Source organism: Pandoraea sp. PE-S2R-1, assembly GCF_002179865.1.
In the GTDB taxonomy this organism is placed as follows: domain Bacteria; phylum Pseudomonadota; class Gammaproteobacteria; order Burkholderiales; family Burkholderiaceae; genus Pandoraea.
Genome location: NZ_NGUR01000008.1, coordinates 1 through 17,958 on the forward strand (window position 1 = coordinate 1; position 17,958 = coordinate 17,958).

General features: G+C 62.9%; 15 protein-coding genes and 1 pseudogene. 6 read left to right on the forward strand and 10 right to left on the reverse strand.

Annotated features, from left to right (window positions below; all coding sequences use genetic code 11):
- The coding region (locus CDV44_RS06620; protein WP_141118686.1) for an MFS transporter at nucleotides 1-846 on the reverse strand (846 nt) is incomplete at its 3' end.
- 225 nt (nucleotides 847-1,071) lie between these two features.
- Between CDV44_RS06620 and CDV44_RS06625 the strand changes: the two genes are divergently transcribed.
- Complete coding sequence (locus CDV44_RS06625) at nucleotides 1,072-1,854, forward strand: IclR family transcriptional regulator (protein WP_087687292.1); 783 nt, start codon at nucleotides 1,072-1,074, stop codon at nucleotides 1,852-1,854.
- Nucleotides 1,855-1,911: 57 nt separating this feature from the next.
- Here the strand turns inward: CDV44_RS06625 and CDV44_RS06630 are convergent, their stop codons facing one another.
- Nucleotides 1,912-3,132 carry a serine hydrolase gene (locus CDV44_RS06630; RefSeq protein WP_249277429.1) on the reverse strand — a complete coding sequence of 407 codons (1,221 nt, stop codon included), beginning with the start codon at nucleotides 3,130-3,132 and terminating at the stop codon, nucleotides 1,912-1,914.
- Nucleotides 3,133-3,497: 365 nt separating this feature from the next.
- On the opposite strand from CDV44_RS06630, the gene CDV44_RS06635 reads away from it, so the two are divergent.
- The 3 genes and pseudogenes from CDV44_RS06635 (at nucleotide 3,498) to CDV44_RS06645 (ending at nucleotide 5,865) form a co-directional block, all read left to right on the forward strand.
- Complete coding sequence (locus CDV44_RS06635) at nucleotides 3,498-4,328, forward strand: MetQ/NlpA family ABC transporter substrate-binding protein (RefSeq protein WP_087687294.1); 831 nt, start codon at nucleotides 3,498-3,500, stop codon at nucleotides 4,326-4,328.
- Between the two features lie 18 nt (nucleotides 4,329-4,346).
- A pseudogene (locus CDV44_RS06640) lies at nucleotides 4,347-5,147 on the forward strand (methionine ABC transporter ATP-binding protein); the annotation flags it as partial.
- Nucleotides 5,148-5,220: 73 nt separating this feature from the next.
- Nucleotides 5,221-5,865 carry a methionine ABC transporter permease gene (locus CDV44_RS06645; protein ID WP_058379821.1) on the forward strand — a complete coding sequence of 215 codons (645 nt, stop codon included), beginning with the start codon at nucleotides 5,221-5,223 and terminating at the stop codon, nucleotides 5,863-5,865.
- A 111-nt stretch (nucleotides 5,866-5,976) separates the two neighbouring features.
- On the opposite strand, the gene ggt is transcribed toward CDV44_RS06645, so the two are convergent.
- Nucleotides 5,977-7,599 (reverse strand): gamma-glutamyltransferase, encoded by a 1,623-nt coding sequence (gene ggt / locus CDV44_RS06650; RefSeq protein WP_371328738.1) that lies wholly within the window; start codon nucleotides 7,597-7,599, stop codon nucleotides 5,977-5,979.
- A 571-nt stretch (nucleotides 7,600-8,170) separates the two neighbouring features.
- A complete protein-coding gene (locus CDV44_RS06655) occupies nucleotides 8,171-8,830 on the reverse strand; it encodes a M24 family metallopeptidase (RefSeq protein WP_087687297.1) in 660 nt (219 codons plus the stop codon).
- Between the two features lie 169 nt (nucleotides 8,831-8,999).
- Here CDV44_RS06655 and CDV44_RS06660 point away from each other — a divergent pair, with 169 nt between their 5' ends.
- Nucleotides 9,000-10,460 (forward strand): PLP-dependent aminotransferase family protein, encoded by a 1,461-nt coding sequence (locus CDV44_RS06660; RefSeq protein ID WP_087687299.1) that lies wholly within the window; start codon nucleotides 9,000-9,002, stop codon nucleotides 10,458-10,460.
- Here the strand turns inward: CDV44_RS06660 and CDV44_RS06665 are convergent.
- From CDV44_RS06665 to cyoA, 5 genes are read right to left on the reverse strand one after another with little or no spacing between them, the layout of a single operon-like run.
- The gene (locus CDV44_RS06665; protein ID WP_305790814.1) at nucleotides 10,429-11,244 is read right to left on the reverse strand and encodes an SURF1 family protein; all 816 of its coding nucleotides are present in this window, start codon (nucleotides 11,242-11,244) and stop codon (nucleotides 10,429-10,431) included. The genes CDV44_RS06660 and CDV44_RS06665 overlap by 32 nt on opposite strands.
- Before the next feature lie 12 nt (nucleotides 11,245-11,256).
- Entirely contained in the window at nucleotides 11,257-11,664 is a 408-nt protein-coding gene (cyoD, locus tag CDV44_RS06670; protein ID WP_058375640.1) for a cytochrome o ubiquinol oxidase subunit IV, read from the reverse strand.
- Nucleotides 11,661-12,329, reverse strand: a complete 669-nt coding sequence (cyoC, locus tag CDV44_RS06675) for a cytochrome o ubiquinol oxidase subunit III (protein ID WP_058375639.1) — start codon at nucleotides 12,327-12,329, stop codon at nucleotides 11,661-11,663. The genes cyoD and cyoC overlap by 4 nt, the downstream gene beginning before the upstream one ends.
- A complete protein-coding gene (gene cyoB, locus CDV44_RS06680; protein ID WP_058375638.1) occupies nucleotides 12,322-14,325 on the reverse strand; it encodes a cytochrome o ubiquinol oxidase subunit I in 2,004 nt (667 codons plus the stop codon). Before cyoB ends, cyoC begins: the two co-directional genes overlap by 8 nt.
- Before the next feature lie 53 nt (nucleotides 14,326-14,378).
- Nucleotides 14,379-15,491 carry a ubiquinol oxidase subunit II gene (gene cyoA, locus CDV44_RS06685; protein WP_087687301.1) on the reverse strand — a complete coding sequence of 371 codons (1,113 nt, stop codon included), beginning with the start codon at nucleotides 15,489-15,491 and terminating at the stop codon, nucleotides 14,379-14,381.
- Nucleotides 15,492-15,650: 159 nt separating this feature from the next.
- On the opposite strand from cyoA, the gene CDV44_RS06690 reads away from it, so the two are divergent.
- Nucleotides 15,651-16,985, forward strand: coding sequence for an MFS transporter (locus CDV44_RS06690; protein ID WP_087687303.1), 1,335 nt, complete (start codon nucleotides 15,651-15,653; stop codon nucleotides 16,983-16,985).
- A gap of 72 nt (nucleotides 16,986-17,057) precedes the next feature.
- On the opposite strand, the gene CDV44_RS06695 is transcribed toward CDV44_RS06690, so the two are convergent.
- Nucleotides 17,058-17,939, reverse strand: coding sequence for a LysR substrate-binding domain-containing protein (locus CDV44_RS06695; RefSeq protein ID WP_087687304.1), 882 nt, complete (start codon nucleotides 17,937-17,939; stop codon nucleotides 17,058-17,060).
- Nucleotides 17,940-17,958 lie beyond the last annotated feature (19 nt).

The window sequence follows — 17,958 nt, forward strand, 5'->3', positions numbered from 1 at the left end:
TGCCGTCTGCTTCGGCACGCCAAGCGTCTTGGTGATGTAGCTCAGCGAGAACACCACGATCAGATAGAAGATCGCCGCAGGGCCGCAAAAGAACAGCGTCCAGCGAATCAGCGGCTTGTAATGCAGGCGCACCGCGTCGCGCAGCGGATTGCTCACCTTCACGACCTGCGTTGCTTGTTTCATCGCGGCAAACGCCGGTGTCTCATGCACCTTCAGCCGGATATACACGCCCACGATCACGAGCAGCACACTCATCACGAACGGCACACGCCATCCCCAAGACTCGAACGCCTCGGTCGACAGCGACGCCGATAGCCCGAATAGCGCCGCGTTGGCGAGAATCTGACTGACAGGGGAGCAGATACCCAGCAACCCGGAATATCGGCCGCGCCGGTCGGGACTCGCGTGTTCGATGGCCATGAGTTGGCCGCCCGTCGACTCGCCACCCAGCGCGAAGCCCTGCACGATGCGCAGCACCACCAGCAGAATCGGCGCCCACACACCGATCTGCGCGTACGTGGGCAGCAAGCCCATGAGCACCGACGCCACGCCCATGACCGATACCGTGGCGAGCATCAGATTGCGCCGCCCAAACTTGTCGCCGAGCGAGCCGCAAATCACTGCGCCCAACGGGCGTGCCGCCAACCCAACGCCGAACGTCGCCAGCGAAGCGAGCAGGGCCGATGTCGGCTCCATCGCGGGAAAGAACAGCTTCGGCAGCAAGGTCGCCGCCAACGCACCGTACAAAGTGAAGTCGAACCATTCGAGCGCGGTGCCGATGGTGGCGGCGGTGACCGCCCGTGTCTGCATCGACGCGTCCGACGCAGAGGTCGCTACGTGTGTCATGCCTGTCTCCTGACTATTTGATCTGTCGTCATGCCCCATCGTCGCAGTTGCGGAGCGCCGGGAAAATCGGCATCTGCCAGCACTGTGAGTCGAAGACGGGGGCCGCCCGGGCGTGTCCCGGGCTGGCAAGCGAGATGGTAATGAGCCTGTCGGAACACTGTTCCGGACTGGAATCACATGTCACAATGCGGAAAAATCGAACAGTGATCAAACAACGGAGACGGTATGAACGGCGTGATGGAGCGCACCCTCGCGATTCTGGAACTGCTGGCGCAGCAAGTCGGCGGCACGCCGCTGGCGTTCATCGCCGATGAACTCGACATCCCGCGTAGTGCCTGCCACCGGTTGCTCACCGACCTGAAGGGGTTCGGTTATGTGCGCCAGTTGCGCGAGCATGGCGACTATGTGCTGACGACCAAGCTGGTGGGGCTGGGTCTGAGTTTCCTGAGCACGTCGGGGATCATCGACATGGCGCAGGCGATTCTCGATCGATTGGCGGAAACGTCGGGTGAGTTGGTGCGTCTGGCCATCGTCGATGGCGATCGCCTCACGTGGGTCGCGAAAGCGCAGGGCGCGATGAAGGGGCTGAAGTACGACCCGGATATGGGGATGGACACCGTGCTGTCGTGCTCGGCCACGGGTCACGCGTGGATGATGACGATGAGCGACGAGCGCGCGATGGCGTTGGTGAGCCGTCAGGGATTCGGGCAGCCGAAGGACTATGGCCCCAATGCGCCGACGACCGTGCAGGGACTGCTCACGTTTCTCGACGCCGCCCGGCAGCGCGGCTACGCCACCATCAACGAAGTGTTCGCACCCGGGATGACCGCGATGGCGGCCCCGATTATGCGCCGGGGCTATCCGGCGTTGGGCGTCATCAGTATTGCCGGCCCGCTGATTCGGCTCGACGAGGCGCGTATGGCGCGGCTCGGTCCTGCGTTGATGGCGGCGGCATCCGAGCTTGCCGCCGCGAGCCACGCCTCACCGCTGTTCGAGCGGATCAGTTGATCGACTTATCGACCTGTCGACCTGTCGACAGATTGACCGCAACCACACGCTGTTCATTCACTGCAACGAGCACGACAACCAATGCGCGATGCGCACGCCGTCCAGACGTGAGCCTTCCGGCGTGTCGCTGCCCAGCATCGTGACGATGACGGGGCGGCGCTTGTGCACCATCACGCGCATCACCATGTTGTGACCGGATTCATTGATGAAGCCGGTTTTCTGCACGCTCGCATGCACCTTGCCGTAGCGCACCAGCCGATTGGTATTCACGTACTGCAACTGCCCCTTGCCCGTGCGCACGAGTTGCTGATGATCGATCGAATACTGGCGAATGAGCGGATAGCCGTTCGAGGCACGCACCAGTCTTGCCAATTCACGCGCGGTAGACACGTTGCGCGGTGAGAGCCCTGTCGAATTCTCGAAACGCGTATTGGGCATGTTGAGCGTCTTCGCCTTAGCATTCATCGCCGCAATAAACGCGGGGCGACCGCCCGGATAATCGCGGCTCATCGCCGCCGCCGCGCGGTTTTCCGACGCCATCAGCGAGATATGCAGCATGTCGCGACGCGTCAGCGTCGAGCCCACGGCCAGCCGTGAATGCGTGAATTTCAGCGTATCGAGGTCATCTCGCGTGACGGTGAGCGGCTGGCGCATCGACGGTTGATTGTCGAGCCAGACGACGGCCGTCATCAGTTTGGAAACCGAAGCGATGGGCATCACACGATCGGCATTCTGAGCGAAAAGCGGCGTATGTGTTTTCTCATCGACGATATAGACCGCCCGTGAGAACAGCCGTTTTCGCGAGGCCGGTGTAAAGCCACAGCGCGCCAGCAGACGAGGTTGCGCATCGGTGCTGATCTGCTTGCCAGACGACGCCTGTGCAGATGCCGTGGCCGCCGCTGTCACCGGTAATGCCGCTGCCGTGCGTCGTTTTGCAGCGGGCGCTCCACGCTTGGCGGCCTTCGCAGCACGCGGCGGCGGTGTTGCCTTGCGTGACGCTTTGGTACGCGCGCTCGCCGCCGACTTCCTGACGGGCTTCTTCGCTGCCACCTTCGCCGCCGCCTTTTTCTTCTTCGTCACATCCTGCCGACGTTTTCCTGCGCTGGTCTGATGCGCGGTCGCGCCGAGCGCGTCGCTGACAGGCAGCCCCGCAATGAGCAGGACGATACCGAACAGCATCAGGCGAGCGAGCGCCACCACACGCGGCGACACGCGATACAGGCGCGGCAGAGTGGGGCTGAACAGCAGGGGCAACGTTGGGTCCCACAGAGCAGACATCTTCGGGCGGTTCCAGAAAAAGAGGGGGCGGATGGCAGTCGCACACAAAAGCGGTCACCTCGTGCAGCGCAGAACGGCGCACGAGAGCCGCCCACGAGAGGCGGGTGCAACACTTGGGGAATCCCTGTTGGACGATACGAGGCGCTGGAGTTCCTGCTCTTTCTCGTGGCGTATTACAAAAAGTTACAAGTGATTGCCAATCCGCGCACGAAAGCTCCGCGTGCCCGGATGAATTAGCTTTCCGAAATTGGTTATTGGACGCTCCCCGCACCCACTTCCTAGACTGTCTCTTCGCCTGAATCGGGCACACCAGTACAACGCAATCACAACGCGATCACAACGCAATCACGTCAGGGGAAATCACAATGCAACGCCGCCAACTCATTCGCTTGCTCGGCAGTCTCTCACTGGCGCTATCCATCGGCACGATGGGCACCCTCGGCGTGACGAGCGCGATGGCCGCCGACAAACCGCTCAAAGTCGGCGTACGCGGTGGCGTTGACGAAGAGATTTGGGAAGTGGTCACGAAGGTGGCGAAGTCGCGCGGCCTGAACGTCGAGACGGTTGTCGTCACCGGCACGGCCAGCCCCAACGAGGCGCTCAACAGCGGCGACCTTGACGCGAACTCGTTCCAGCACATCCCGTTCCTGCGCGATCAGGTCAAGCAGCGCGGCTACAAGATCGTGGCCGTGGGCGACACGCTGATCTCGCCCATCGCCTTCTATTCGAAGAAGTACAAGTCGCTCGAATCGCTGCCGGTCGGCGCCAAGATCGGCCTGCCGAACGACCCGAGCAACCAGACGCGCGCGCTCGTCATCCTGCGTGACCACGGCCTGATCAAGCTGCGCGACGGCTTCGACCCGTACACCGGCACGGCCACGCTGGCCGACGTCACCGCCAACCCGCGCAAGCTCGACTTCATCGAAAGTGCCTCCGTGGTGCTCGCGCGCTCGTTGCCCGACGTCGACGCTTCGGCCATCGTCAACAGCTTCGCGTATCAAGCTGGCCTGATCGCCACGCGCGACGGCATCGCGGTGGAAAAGCGTGAGAACAACCCGTACGTGAACATCATCGCCGTGCGCGAGAAGGACAAGAACGCGCCTTGGGTCGCCCCGTTGATCAAGGCTTATCAGTCGGAAGAAGTGCGCAAGTTCATCGAGACCAAGTATCAGGGCTCGGTCGTCCCGGCCTTCTGAACCAAGGAAAAATACGCGATGACGTTACGACAGACTGCCGCCGCCCCCGTCACGCGTTTGCCTACGGCCGCCGCGCGCGAGATAGCCCACATCACCTTCGACGCACTGGGTAAGGTGTACCCGGGCGCATCGAGTGCCGCACTGCACGACGTGTCGTTTGCCGTGCAGCGCGGCGAGAGCTTCGGCATCATCGGCCGCAGCGGGGCGGGGAAATCTACGCTGCTGCGCACGATCAACGCACTGGAAATCCCGAGCGAAGGGCACGTCAAAGTCGACGGTGTCGACGTGGCGACGCTGGACGAAGATGCCCTCGTCAGCTTGCGCCAGCGTGTGGGCATGATCTTTCAGCACTTCAACCTGCTTTCGGCGAAGACAGTATTCGAGAACGTGGCGTTGCCGCTGCGTGTGGCTGGCGTGCCGAAAGCCGCGGTTGCGCCGCGCGTAAACGAACTGTTGTCGCTGGTCGGGCTGACCGGGAAGTCGGACGCCTACCCCGCGATGCTCTCGGGCGGGCAGAAACAACGCGTGGGGATTGCTCGGGCGCTCGTGCACCGGCCGGAAATTCTGCTGTGCGACGAAGCGACGTCCGCACTCGACCCGGAAACGACCGACGCCATCCTCACCCTGCTGCGCGACGTACAGCGCGAGTTCGGCCTGACGGTGGTGCTGATTACGCACGACATGGGCGTGATTCATCAGGCTTGCGACCGCGTGCTGGTGCTCGATCAAGGGCGCATTGCCGAACTGGGTCCGGTCGACGAAGTGTTCGAGAACCCGTTGGCCGAGGCCACCCGCGCACTGCTGCGACCGCTGCAACACGCGTGGCAGGGCCGCAATGCCGCAGCGGCGACACGTCAGCGCGCCGTCTGAACGCCAACCGAAATATCACATCATGATCGACAAATATCTGCGCGCGTTGGGCGAGACCTTGTTGATGGTCACCAGCGCGTGCGCCATCGTTTTCGCCGCCGGCATGCTGATTGCCGTGGTGCTGGTGCTCACCGCACCGGGTGGGCTGGCCCCGCGTCCCCGATTCAATCGCGCCCTGTCGGTGGTCGTGAATCTGTTTCGCGCCGTGCCGTTCATCATTCTTCTCGTCGCGCTGCTGCCGGTCACACGCTGGCTCGTCGGCACGACCATGGGCACATGGGCGGCGGTGGTGCCGCTGGCCGTGCACCTGATTCCGTTCTTTGCGCGCGTCACGCAAGTGGGGCTGCGCGAAATCGATCCGGGGCTGATCGAAGCGGCCCGTGCGATGGGGTGCCGCCGTTGGCACATCGTGCGCCACGTGCTGCTGCCCGAAGCGTTGCCTGCCATTCTCGGCGGTGCGACGGTGACGGTGATCGCGATGGTGGGCGCGTCGGCCATGGCCGGTGCCGTCGGGGCGGGTGGTCTGGGCGATCTGGCAGTGCGCTACGGCTACGAACGCTATGAGACGAGCGTGATGTTCAACGTGATCATCATTCTCGTGGCGCTGGTGACCTTCGTGCAATTTGCGGGCGAGCGTCTCGCGCGACGTGTCGATCATCGGCGATAGGCCACTCACCATGCGACGCGTGTGCGTCATCAAGTACGGCATCAAAAAAATGGGGCCGCCTGAGTGAATCAGGCGGCCCCATTGTCATGCAGCGTTCAGGTGATCAAACCATCAATACCCGAGTGCGAGACCCGTATTGCGGCGCGGATCGTTGGCACCGTAGAAGCGGTTCTTGCCGATCGGCTTGCCGCCCAGCGACGGGGCACCGACCAGAATCGCAGCGATGTGATTCGGAGGTTGCGGGCCGGCAAACTTCTGGCCCCAGCTCTCGAGAATCTTCTGCGTATCCGGGCTCAGAGCAAACGCTTCGATGTTGGTCGATTCCGGCATCCACTGCTGGTGGAAGCGCGGCGCATCCACGGCTTCTTGCAGGTTCATGCCGTAGTCGATCATGTTGAGCATCGTGAGCAGCGTGGCCGTGATGATGCGGCTGCCGCCCGGCGTACCGACGACCATCACCGTCTTGCCGTCCTTGGTGACGATGGTCGGGCTCATCGACGACAGCGGGCGACGGCCCGGGCCGATGGCGTTTGCTTCGCCCTGAATCAGGCCGTACATGTTGGGCACACCCACCTTGGAGGTGAAGTCGTCCATCTCGTCGTTGAGCAGCACGCCCGTGCCGTTGGCCATGACCTTCGCGCCGAACCAGTCATTGAGCGTGTAGGTGACGGACACGGCATTGCCATCCTTGTCGACGATCGAGTAGTGCGTCGTGTTGCTGCCCTCATGCGGCGGCACACCCGGCTTGATCTCTTGCGAGATACCGGCCTTCTGCGGATTGATCGCGGCACGAATCTTCGCGGCGTAGTCCTTGTCGAGCAGATGCGCGAGCGGGTTCTTCACGAAGTCCGGGTCGCCCAGATAGCTGTTGCGGTCGACGTAGGCATGACGCATGGCTTCGATGGTGTAGTGCACGCCCTGGGCCGAGTGATAGCCCAGTTCTTTCATCGGATAGCCTTCGAGAATGTTCATGATCTCGCAGATCACCACGCCGCCCGAGCTCGGGGGCGGGGCCGAGACCACGTGATAGCCGCGGTAATCGCATTCCACCGGGGCCAGTTCGCGCGTCTTGTACTGATCGAGGTCGGCCTGCGTGATGATGCCGCCGCCTGCCTTCATCGAGGCCACCAGCTTGCTCGCGACTTCACCCTTGTAGAAGCCATCGGTGCCCTTGGCGCTGATCAGGCGCAGCGTGCGCGCGAGATCCTTTTGCACCAGACGCTCGCCCGGCTGGAACGGCTGACCCTTGTTCATGAAGATGGCGCCCGAGTTGGCGCGGTCTTTCTCGAAGTCCTTGGTCGACGTCCACAGCATGTCCACGTCGCCCTGATCGAGCACGAAGCCCTTGTCGGCCAGCGTAATGGCCGGCGAGATCAACTGCTGACGCGTCTTCGTGCCGTACTTCTCACGGGCGTATTCCATGCCCGACACGGTGCCCGGCACACCCACGGCCAGATAGCCGGTGGTGGAGGCGCCCTTGATGACGTTGCCGTCCTTATCGAGGTACATGTTCGCGGTGGCCGCCAGCGGGGCCTTCTCGCGGAAATCGAGGAAGGTCTTGCGGCCGTCGGCGAGTTGAATCGTCATGAAGCCGCCGCCGCCGATGTTGCCGGCTGCCGGGTACACCACGGCCAGCGCATAGCCCACGGCCACTGCGGCATCGATCGCGTTGCCGCCGGACTTGAGCACTTCGACGCCGACCTTCGATGCGATGTGCTGCGCGGTCACGACCATGCCGTTCTCGGCACCCACCGGCGCCTGCGACGCCGCGTGAACGTTGAACAGCGCACAGCTCAGGGCTGTGGCCAGTAACGCTTTGGAGAAGGTTTGATTTTTCATCGTCTTTCTGTTCTTGAGCGATTGAGCGACATAAGGAAACTGCTGGATTGCGCGCGCGACGTTTCGCACGGACGGGCAGCTCGCTCGAACTGACGGGTGCCTGAGGCTGGCACCGTCGAGGGGGCGATGTCTCCGCTGCCTTATTGCCGTCGTGCGGAAAAGTTCCGTCGGCAAACGAGACGGTAACGCAAATTGCGTAATTGGGGAAAGATGCGTCAAAAGTCCGGACGACGGGCCACTGCGCGTATTGGCGTGGCACTGGACAAATGTGCGGAGTGCGTCAAACCCTTCGCCGGTAAGCGTTGAGTTCGATATGGGGTCAGATGGATGCGGGCGTTTGGCCGCCGAAACGATGGGGCCGGCGTGTGAAATCGCCAAAGGGCTGTTGCATCGTCGCCACGCCGGTTTGACGGCGAAAAAACGCAGGCGTGGCGACGATCGGAATCAAACCGGATTCAGACCGGATTCAGACCAGCAGGTCTTCGTAGAACGCGCCGAAGGGGCGCGTCGGATGGGCGATCTGGATTTCGAGAATCCACAGGCCGCCGCTGGGCGTGTCGGCCAGATCGGCGAGCTTGCCGGCCTTGTAGATCGCGTGTGGGAAGTCGCTCACGCGATGGCCTTTCATGTCGAAGTTGAGCACCCAGCCCAGTATCTCGGCTTGCGCTTTGGCGAACTCGTACAGCGCCTGACCGCTCACGCCATGCGTGCGCCAGTGGTCTTTCACGATCCCGAACAAGCGCTTGGCGTCATCCGCACAGCGCTGCATTTCCGGGTCGCTGCCGGTGGTGCGCGTGAAGCCGCAATCGCCTTCGTGCGCGCCGAACACCACGCCGATGTCGATGAAGTAGATGTCGTCGTCGCCCAGCACCGGATCGTCGTCGCTACGCTCGCTGAAGGTCAGCCGCGTGTTTTTGCCGAAGCGGATCAGCACCGGGTGCCAGATGCGGTCCATGCCGAGTTCGCCAAGCAACGCCTTGCTGGCGGCGATAGCCTCCGACTCGCGCATGCCCGGCTTGATCAGGGCCGAGATTTTTTCCGTGGCGTCCCACGTGAGGGCTTGGGCGCGCTGCATGGCGGCGGCGCTGAATTTTGCCCCGACGGCTTCTCTTTCTGCCAACTCCATCTCATTTCTCCGCGATATTCAACACTTGTGGGGAGCGCTCGCCGCCGTGAAAGGCCGGGGGGAGGCGAGCGTCACGGCGTTTAGGATAATGGCTAACTTGTATAATTCGAAGCGCCATTTCCCGGTCGTTTGATTGGGCCATTTTGAATTCACGCAGCCTCTCATTCCCATGCGCCGACGTCACATCAGCGAATCGCTTGAACTGCCGCTCACCGAACGGCGCGAGAAGGAAACACGGCAGGCGTGGGTGTACCGCTGCGTGCGCGAGCGCATCGTGGCAGGGGAGTTACGACGCGGCGACCGGCTGCCGTCCACGCGCACGCTGGCAGAGCGTTGGGGAGTGTCGCGCGGCATTGTCGAGCTGGCGTTCGAGCAACTCACGTTGGAAGGCTACGTGGCGAGCCGCGTGGGGGCGGGGACAGAAGTGGTCGCCGATTTGAGCGAGCCGGTGGCAACGGTAGCGCGCGACGACGTAGGCGCCTCGCCATCCCCAATATCCCCATTACCCCTGTTCGAGACGGCGGCGTCACTGTCGCTCAAGACGGGCCGCTCGGTCGACGTGGCACTGTTCTCGTTGCCCGCGTGGCGCCGGCACATGAATTACGCGCTGCGCACGGTGACCTCGGCAGAACTTGCCGACACCGATCCGCGCGGCTACGGACCCTTGCGGGAGAGCATCGCCCGGTACTTGCGCGTCACGCGCGGCATCACCTGCGACGCCGATCACATCGTGATGACCACGGGTATTCGCCACGCCATCGATCTGGTGACCGACGTGCTGGCTGATACCGACACGACCTATTACCTCGAAGATCCCGGCTACAAGAACCTCGCGTCGCTGATCGGTGCACCATCCGAGCGTTGCGTCGGTGTTCCCATCGACGATGAGGGGTTTTGCGCGGAAGCGGCGGATCGCGTCGGCCGCCCGGGCATCGCCTACGTGACACCTGCGCATCAGGCACCGCTGGGTACGACCATGTCGATCAACCGGCGCATGCAGATGCTGGCATGGGCCGAGGCGCGCGACGTGTGGATCATCGAGGACGACTACGACAGCGAGTTCAGCTACGGCAGCGCGCCGCTGCCTGCGCTCAAGGCGATCGACACGCAGGGACGCGTGATCCATTGCAGCAGCTTCAACAAGTCGCTGTTCCCGTCGCTGCGCATTGGTTTTCTGCTCGCGCCTCCTGCGCTGCTGCCACGTATTGCCGCGTTGCGCTCGGCGTCGGGCCGTGCCAACAGTCTGATCGAACAGATGGCGCTCGCGCGCTATATCGACGCCGGTGATTTCGCTCGCCATCTGCGCGCTTCACGCAGCGTTTATCTGCGGCGCCGCAATCTGATGCTCGACACGTTGCGCGCCAATCTGCGCACGCCGTGCCGTGTCACGGGCGAGCATGCGGGGTTTCACTTCGTGCTGTGGCTGCCGCAGCCGATAGCCGAAACGCAGGTGGTCGACGCGCTGCGTGCACAGGGCGTGTTTGTCGAAGGGCTGGGGGAATTTGCCCGGACACAGCGCATGGCGCCCGGACTTGTGCTGGGCTACGCCGCCTTCGACGACGCGCGCGTCATCGAAGTGGCGAAGCATGTCGCGAGGGTTATCGACGCGTACGCAATTCCAGCCGGATGACAAACCATCCGGCGACGGCCGACATGATGGCCAGCGCGTACCACGTGAGCATGTAGCTCATGTGGTTGTTGGGGAACTGCACCACGGTGAGCCCGCCGACCGGGTAGTCGCGCGCTTGTGTATTGGTGATGTTGCCCGTCGTGGCCTCGCCGTCGCCATTGGGTACGGCGCGCGCGGCGCCGGCGGGGCCGTCGGCATCCACGAAATACGGTGCCACGTCCGACAGCCCGCGTGCGGCGGCAATGGCCGCGACATCGCGTGAATACCAGAGGTTTTCCGAGGGCGAGTTCTTGCGCAAAAAGCCGCCACCGGCTTCCGTCATGCGCAGCAGCCCGGTGACCGTCACGTCGCCGGATGGCGCGGGCGGCACGGCTTCCTTCCAGCCCGGCGGCACGAAACCGCGATTGACGATCACTTCGCTGCCATCTGCCGTGCGCAGCGGTGTGAGCACCCAGTAGCCGCCCCCGAGATCGGTGACGGCCTGCACCAGCGTGTCTTTGTCGAACGCATAGGTGCCGGTGAGCGAGATGTGGCGGTATTCGTCGTCGGCCGCAGTGATAGCAGGCCATTGCGCGCGAGTGGGCGCGGCGACGGGTGGCGCATGCACGCGGGTATTCACACGCTCGATCAATTCGAGCTTCCACGCGCGGCGATGCAACTGCCACGTACCGAGGGATACGAACACGGAGATCAGGACCAGCGTGATGACGCCGAGAAAGACCAGCCGGAGGGGGGAGGGACGCCGGCGGGCGTCCCCCGAATCACGAAGTTGACTGCTGCTCAAGGGTAATGCCGTTCAAGGGAGGTTTTTCGTATCCTGCATCATACCCGGCATCATGTTTTGGTTCAGGTGATACATCACCCAGAGCGAACCCGAGAGCGCGATCACGACCAGCACGATCGTGAAGATGAGCGAGAGCAGATTCCAGCCGCCCTCCGACTTCCCGTTCATATGCAGGAAGTAGATCATGTGCACCACGATCTGAATGGCGCCCAAAAACAGAATCATGATCGCGGTGGTGCTCGACTTCTCGAACACCCCGCCCATCACGAACCAGAACGGAATCGCGGTGAGCACCACCGACAGGATGAAGCCGGTCGCATAGCCACGGAACGTGCTGTGCGGCCCTTCGTCCTCGTGGCCATGGTCGTCACCATGATCGTGCCCTTCGGCACCGTGCAGCGTCGAATCGTGCGAACTCACGGCAGCACTCCCATGAGATAGACAAACGTGAAGACGCCGATCCACACGACGTCCAGAAAGTGCCAGAACATCGACAGGCACATCAGGCGGCGCCGGTTCGGCGCCGTCAGGCCATGCTTGCCGACCTGCACCATCAGCGTGATGAGCCAGATGATCCCGAACGTGACGTGCAGCCCGTGCGTGCTCACCAGCGTGAAGAACGACGACAGGAACGCACTGCGCCACGGTCCGGCACCCTCATGAATCAGGTTGGCGAATTCGTAGAGTTCGAGCGAGAGGAAGGCCGCGCCCAGCACCCCGGTGACCGCCAGCCAGCCCAGCACCGCGCTTTGGCGGCGCTTCTGCATCTCCAGCATCGCAAAGCCGTACGTGATCGAGGAGAGCAGCAGGAACGTGGTGTTGACGGCGACCAGCGGCAGCTCGAACAACTCCGCGCCGGTGGGGCCGCCCGCGTAATTGCGGCCGAGCACCCCGTACGCCGCGAACAGGCAGGCGAACACGAGGCAGTCGCTCATCAGATAGAGCCAGAAGCCGAGCAGTGTGCCGTTGGGCGGATGGTAATCGCTCGACATCATGAAGCGCAGTTCGCCTTCGCGCGGTGGCGCGGGCGTGTGCGCTGCGGCGGGTGCGCCGCCGACGGGGAAGGGTGCGGTCGTATCAGACATGCTGGGCGAGCAGCTGCGTGCGCGCTGCCTCCGTGTGTTCGACCTGATCGGCCGGGACGTAATACTCGCGGTGATAGTTGAACGTGTGACCGATCGCCGTCGCCAGCAGCGCGATGAACGACACGATCACAATCAGCCACATGTGCCAGATCAGCCCGAAGCCGCACACCGTCGCCAGCCCGGCGAGGATGATGCCCGCGCCGGTGTTCTTCGGCATGTGAATCGGCAGGAAGCCGGACTCCGGCCGCTTGAAGCCGTGCTGCTTCATTTGCCACCAAGCGTCGTTGTCGTGAACGATCGGCGTGAACGCGAAGTTGTAGACCGGCGGCGGCGACGACGTCGACCATTCCAGCGTGCGGCCATTCCATGGGTCGCCGGTATCGTCGCGCAGTTCATCCCGGCGGCGGTAGCTGACCACCAACTGGATGAGGAAGCAGCCGATCCCCAGCGCGATGAGCAGGGCGCCGACGGCGGCCACCTGGAACCAGATCTGCAACGACATATCGTCGAAGTGGCTCATGCGGCGCGTCACGCCCATGAGGCCGAGCAGATACAGCGGCATGAACGCGACGTAGAAGCCGATGAACCAGAACCAGAACGAACACTTGCCCCAGAACGGATCGAGCTTGTAGCCGAACGCTTTCGGGAACCAGTAGGTGATGGCGGCCATGATGCCGAAGATCACGCCACCGATGATCACGTTGTGGAAGTGGGCGATCAGGAACAGGCCGTTGTGCAGCGAGAAGTCGGCGGGCGGCACGGCCAGCAGCACACCGGTCATGCCGCCGATCACGAACGTCACCATGAAGCCGAGGGTCCAGAGCATCGGCACTTCGAAGCGGATGCGCCCGCGGTACATCGTGAACAGCCAGTTGAACATCTTCGCCCCGGTCGGTATCGAGATGATCATCGTCGTGATACCGAAGAACGAATTCACACTCGCGCCCGAGCCCATCGTGAAGAAGTGGTGCAGCCACACGAGATACGACAGCACGGTAATCACGACCGTGGCGTACACCATCGACGCGTAACCGAACAGGCGCTTGCCGGAGTAGGTGGACACCACCTCGGAGAACACGCCGAACACCGGCAGCACGAGAATGTAGACCTCGGGGTGGCCCCAGATCCAGATCAGGTTCACGTACATCATGGCGTTGCCGCCGAGATCGTTCGTGAAGAAGTTGGTGCCGGCGTAGCGGTCCAGCGCGAGCAGGGCGAGCACGGCGGTCAGCACCGGGAACGCAGCCACGATCAGCACGTTGGTGCACAGCGAGGTCCACGTGAAGACCGGCATGCGCATCATCGACATGCCCGGCGCGCGCATCTTCACGATGGTCACCAGCAGGTTGATCCCGGATAGCAACGTGCCTATCCCGGCAATCTGCAACGCCCATATGTAGTAATCGACACCGACGTCGGGGCTTTGCAGAATGCCCGACAGCGGCGGATACGCCAGCCAGCCCGTGCGGGCGAATTCACCGACGAACAGCGACATCATCACGAGCACGGCACCGCTCGTGGTCATCCAGAAGCTGAAGTTGTTGAGGAACGGGAACGCCACGTCGCGCGCGCCGATTTGCAGCGGCACGACAAAGTTCATCAGACCGGTGACGAGCGGCATCGCCACGAAGAAGATCATGATCACGCCGTGCGCGGTGAAGATCTGATCGTAGTGGTGCGGCGGCAGATACCCCATGTTGTCGCCGAACGACACCGACTGTTGCAGCCGCATCATCGCCGCGTCGGCAAAGCCGCGCAGCAGCATGACGATGCCGAGCATCACGTACATGATGCCGATCTTCTTGTGATCGATGCTCGTGAACCACTCTCGCCAGAGGTAGCCCCAGAGTTTGAAGTACGTGATCGCACCCAGTACCACGATGCCGCCGAAGGCGACCCCCGCAAACGTCGCGAGAAGAATGGGCTCGTGGTAGGGGATGGCCTCCAGCGTAAGACGGCCGAAGATCAGTTTGACGATGTCCAGGTGCTCGAGCATAGGATCATTCGCGCGCGGGGCGCGTCATTGTCGAGGGTTGGGCGCGCGGCGCCTCACTGTGTGAGCCCTTCGCCGGGGGCACGCCGTAGCGTGGCGTCGGCGAGCGGACCGCCGCTCAGACGGGTTGCAAACTGGGAAGTGTTGTCGGCGGTGCACATGGCGTCGGCGAGCAGCGCATCGGTCTTGCCGCCGCGCATCTTCCACGACGTCGTGCCGACATTGCCGACTTTGCCGTCACGCGCTTCGTTGGCCGCATGCTTGTGATTGGGCTGATCCATCATGTCCTTCAGGCAAGGCTGCCCGGCCTGGACACAGCGGTTCAGAATCGCATCGTAGAGATTGGGTGCGACGTCGCCGTAGTACTGCACCGGCACCCATTCGCTGGGCTGCGTGAGGGCTTCGTACTTGTCGCGCGAGAGATTCTGGCCCTTCGCCTTGACCTGTTGCACCCACGCGTCGAATTCTTCTGCCGTCATGCCGTGGAACTTGAAGCGCATGCCGGAGAAGCCCGCGCCGCTGTAGTTCGCCGAGAAGCCGTCGTAGACGCCGGGCTTGTTGATGACAGCGTGCAGCTTCGTTTCCATGCCCGGCATGGCGTAGACCTGACCGGCCAGGGCGGGCACGAAGAACGAATTCATCATCGTCGTCGACGTGATTTCGAAGCGGATCGGGCGGTCGACCGGCGCGGCCAGCTCATTGACGGTGGCGATGCCTTGATCGGGATAGAAGAACAGCCATTTCCAGTCCATCGCCACCACTTGCACCGTCAACGGGCGCGTGTCGGGCGGAATCTCGCGTTTGGCGTCGATCCGTTCCAGTGGCCGATACGGATCGAGCTTGTGCGTGCTCACCCAGGTGAGGGCGCCGAGCGCGATGATGATGAGCAGGGGCGCCGCCCAGATCAGCAGCTCGAGCAGTGTCGAGTGATCCCATTCGGGCGTGTAGACGGCGTCTTTGTTCGATGCCCGGTATCGCCAGGCAAAGAGCAGCGTGAGCGCGATCACCGGAATGATGATCAGCAGCATCAGGATGGTGGAAACGATAATGATGTCCCGCTGCCTCACCGCGAGATCGCCCGCAGGCGACATCAAAACGGTATTGCAGCCGGACAGCAAAGCGGCGGCGGGGAGCAAAAGTACCCCGCGAAGGAACTTGGGGGAAGTCATGCTGCGATCGATGAACCGTAGCCGTGGACCGGACCCATCATGGACTTCACACCCCGATGCAAGATACTAGGGTAAACCCGATAGCGTCGATTCGAGTAACCTGCGATGCTTTTCGGGCACGAGTGTCATCGTCATCCCGATCCGCAAGGGGGTCCGATAATGTCAAGCAGTGCTCATCAATCGCCGACCCCACCCGGTTCGCCGAGTGCTTCGACTGCGCACGATCACGGCAACAAGTCTCGCATTGCCCCTGAGGAAATCGCGGTAGGCGTTGTCGTCGGACGCGCCTCCGAGTACTTCGATTTCTTCGTGTTCGGCATTTCTGCCGTTCTCGTCTTTCCGCACGTTTTCTTCCCGTTTGCCGACGGCCTGCACGGCCTGCTGTACTCGTTCACGATCTTCTCGTTCGCGTTTATTTCGCGCCCGTTCGGCACGACGCTGTTCATGAACGTGCAGCGGCGCTGGGGCCGTAGCGTCAAGCTCACGGCGGCGCTGTTCGTACTCGGCACAGCGACGGCCGGCATGGCGTTTCTGCCGGGCTATGCGGTGCTGGGCGACCGTGCGATCTGGCTGCTCGCGTTCTTCCGTCTGGTGCAGGGTATCGGCTTCGGCGGCTCGTGGGATGGTCTGCCGTCGCTACTCGCGATGAACGCGCCGCCGCACCGTCGCGGCTGGTATTCGATGATGGGGCAGTTGGGCGCGCCGATCGGTTTTCTCATCGCGGGCGGCTTGTTCCTGTTTCTGCACTGGAGTCTGGAAAGCGACGACTTTCTCACGTGGGGCTGGCGTTATCCGTTCTATGTGGCCTTCGCTGTGAACGTGGTGGCGCTGTTTGCGCGCCTGCGTCTGGTGGTCACGAACGAGTACACCGAGATGCTCGAAGAAGGGCAGTTGGAGCCGATCGGCACGCGTGAGATGGTGCGCTCGCAGGGCTACAACATCTTCCTCGGCGCGTTTGCTGCGCTCGCCAGCTACGCGCTGTTTCACTTGGTGACGGTGTTCCCGTTGTCGTGGATTTCTCTGCAAAACACGCAAGATCTCGACAGTGTGTTGATCGTGCAACTGTGCGGTGCCGTCATCGCCATTATTTGCACGGTGATTTCGGGGCGCATCGCCGACCGTCTCGGGCGGCGTACCACGCTCGGTCTCTTTGCGATCTTTATCGGCATCTTCGCGCTCTTCGCGCCCTACCTGATGGGCGGCGGCTCGACCCGGCAGGACATCTTCATTCTGGTGGGCTTCGGGTTGCTCGGCCTGTCGTACGGGCAGGCGGCGGGGACGGTGACGTCGAATTTCGAACAGCGCTTCCGTTACACGGGGGCGGCGCTTACCACCGACTTTGCGTGGCTGTTCGGCGCGGCATTCGCACCGCTCGTCGCGCTGGGGTTGTCAGCCGAATTCGGGCTGGTTGCCGTGAGCGTCTATCTGCTCTCCGGTACGGTGTGCACGTTGCTGGCGCTGCGCATCAACAAAGCGCTGGAAACCCGCGACTGATTGTTTCAGCGTTCCTCACCACGGCGCGGCGTTGACCGCGCCGTTTCATTTCCACGCCACACATCTCACGCCTCACACGTCATGCAGCATGCCGACAATCGCCGCCGTGATGTCGCGAGTGCGCGAGTCGTGCTCGCGATGAATCATGCCGACCGTGCGCAACAACGGCGGTGCCGCAATCGGCACGATGCGCAGCAGCGGGTCGGCCTGCCAGTCGCCACGATGCAGCAGCGGCAATACCGACACGCCGACGTTCTTGCGCACGAGCGCGACGATGGTCTCGATCGAGTTCAATTCGAGATATTCCGTGACGGTCAGTTTCGCTACGCGCAACGCCTGCTCCACCACCAGCCCCGTGCGCACGCGCCGGTCGAAGCGCAGGAACGCGTGTTCATCGAGAACGGACTGCGGATTGGCGTCCGGCGTGGCATCCCAGACCTCCCGATTGACGACCATCACCATCGGTTCGGTATAGAGCGGCGTCCACACCAGACCGTCGGGGCGGGCATCGTCGGCGCGGGCGACCACGGCGGCAATGTCGACTTCGCCCTGTTCGACGAGATCGGTCAGCTCATCCGAACGTGCCGACGTGAGCCGAACATCGAGCCCGGGATGCGCCGTCTTCAGTTCGGCCACGACCAGCGAGAGCGCCCCGATGACCGACACGACGGCACCGATGGTCACTGGCCCTTGCATCGCGTCGAGGGGCGAGGCCGTCAGGTCGGCGGTGAGCGCCAGAATCTGCTCGATGCGCGGAAACAGCTCGCGCCCTTGCCGCGTGAGTGTGATCTGCCGCCCGCGACGGTCGAACAGGCGCTGGCCAACGGCATCTTCGAGCCCGCGCATTTGCAGACTCACGGCCGCCTGCGTGAGTGCCGCACGTTCGGCAGCGGCGGCAAACGAGCCGGTTTGTGCCACCAGCCGGAACGTTTTCATCATGCGCAGTGTGAGCATTTGGGAAGTAAAAATAATT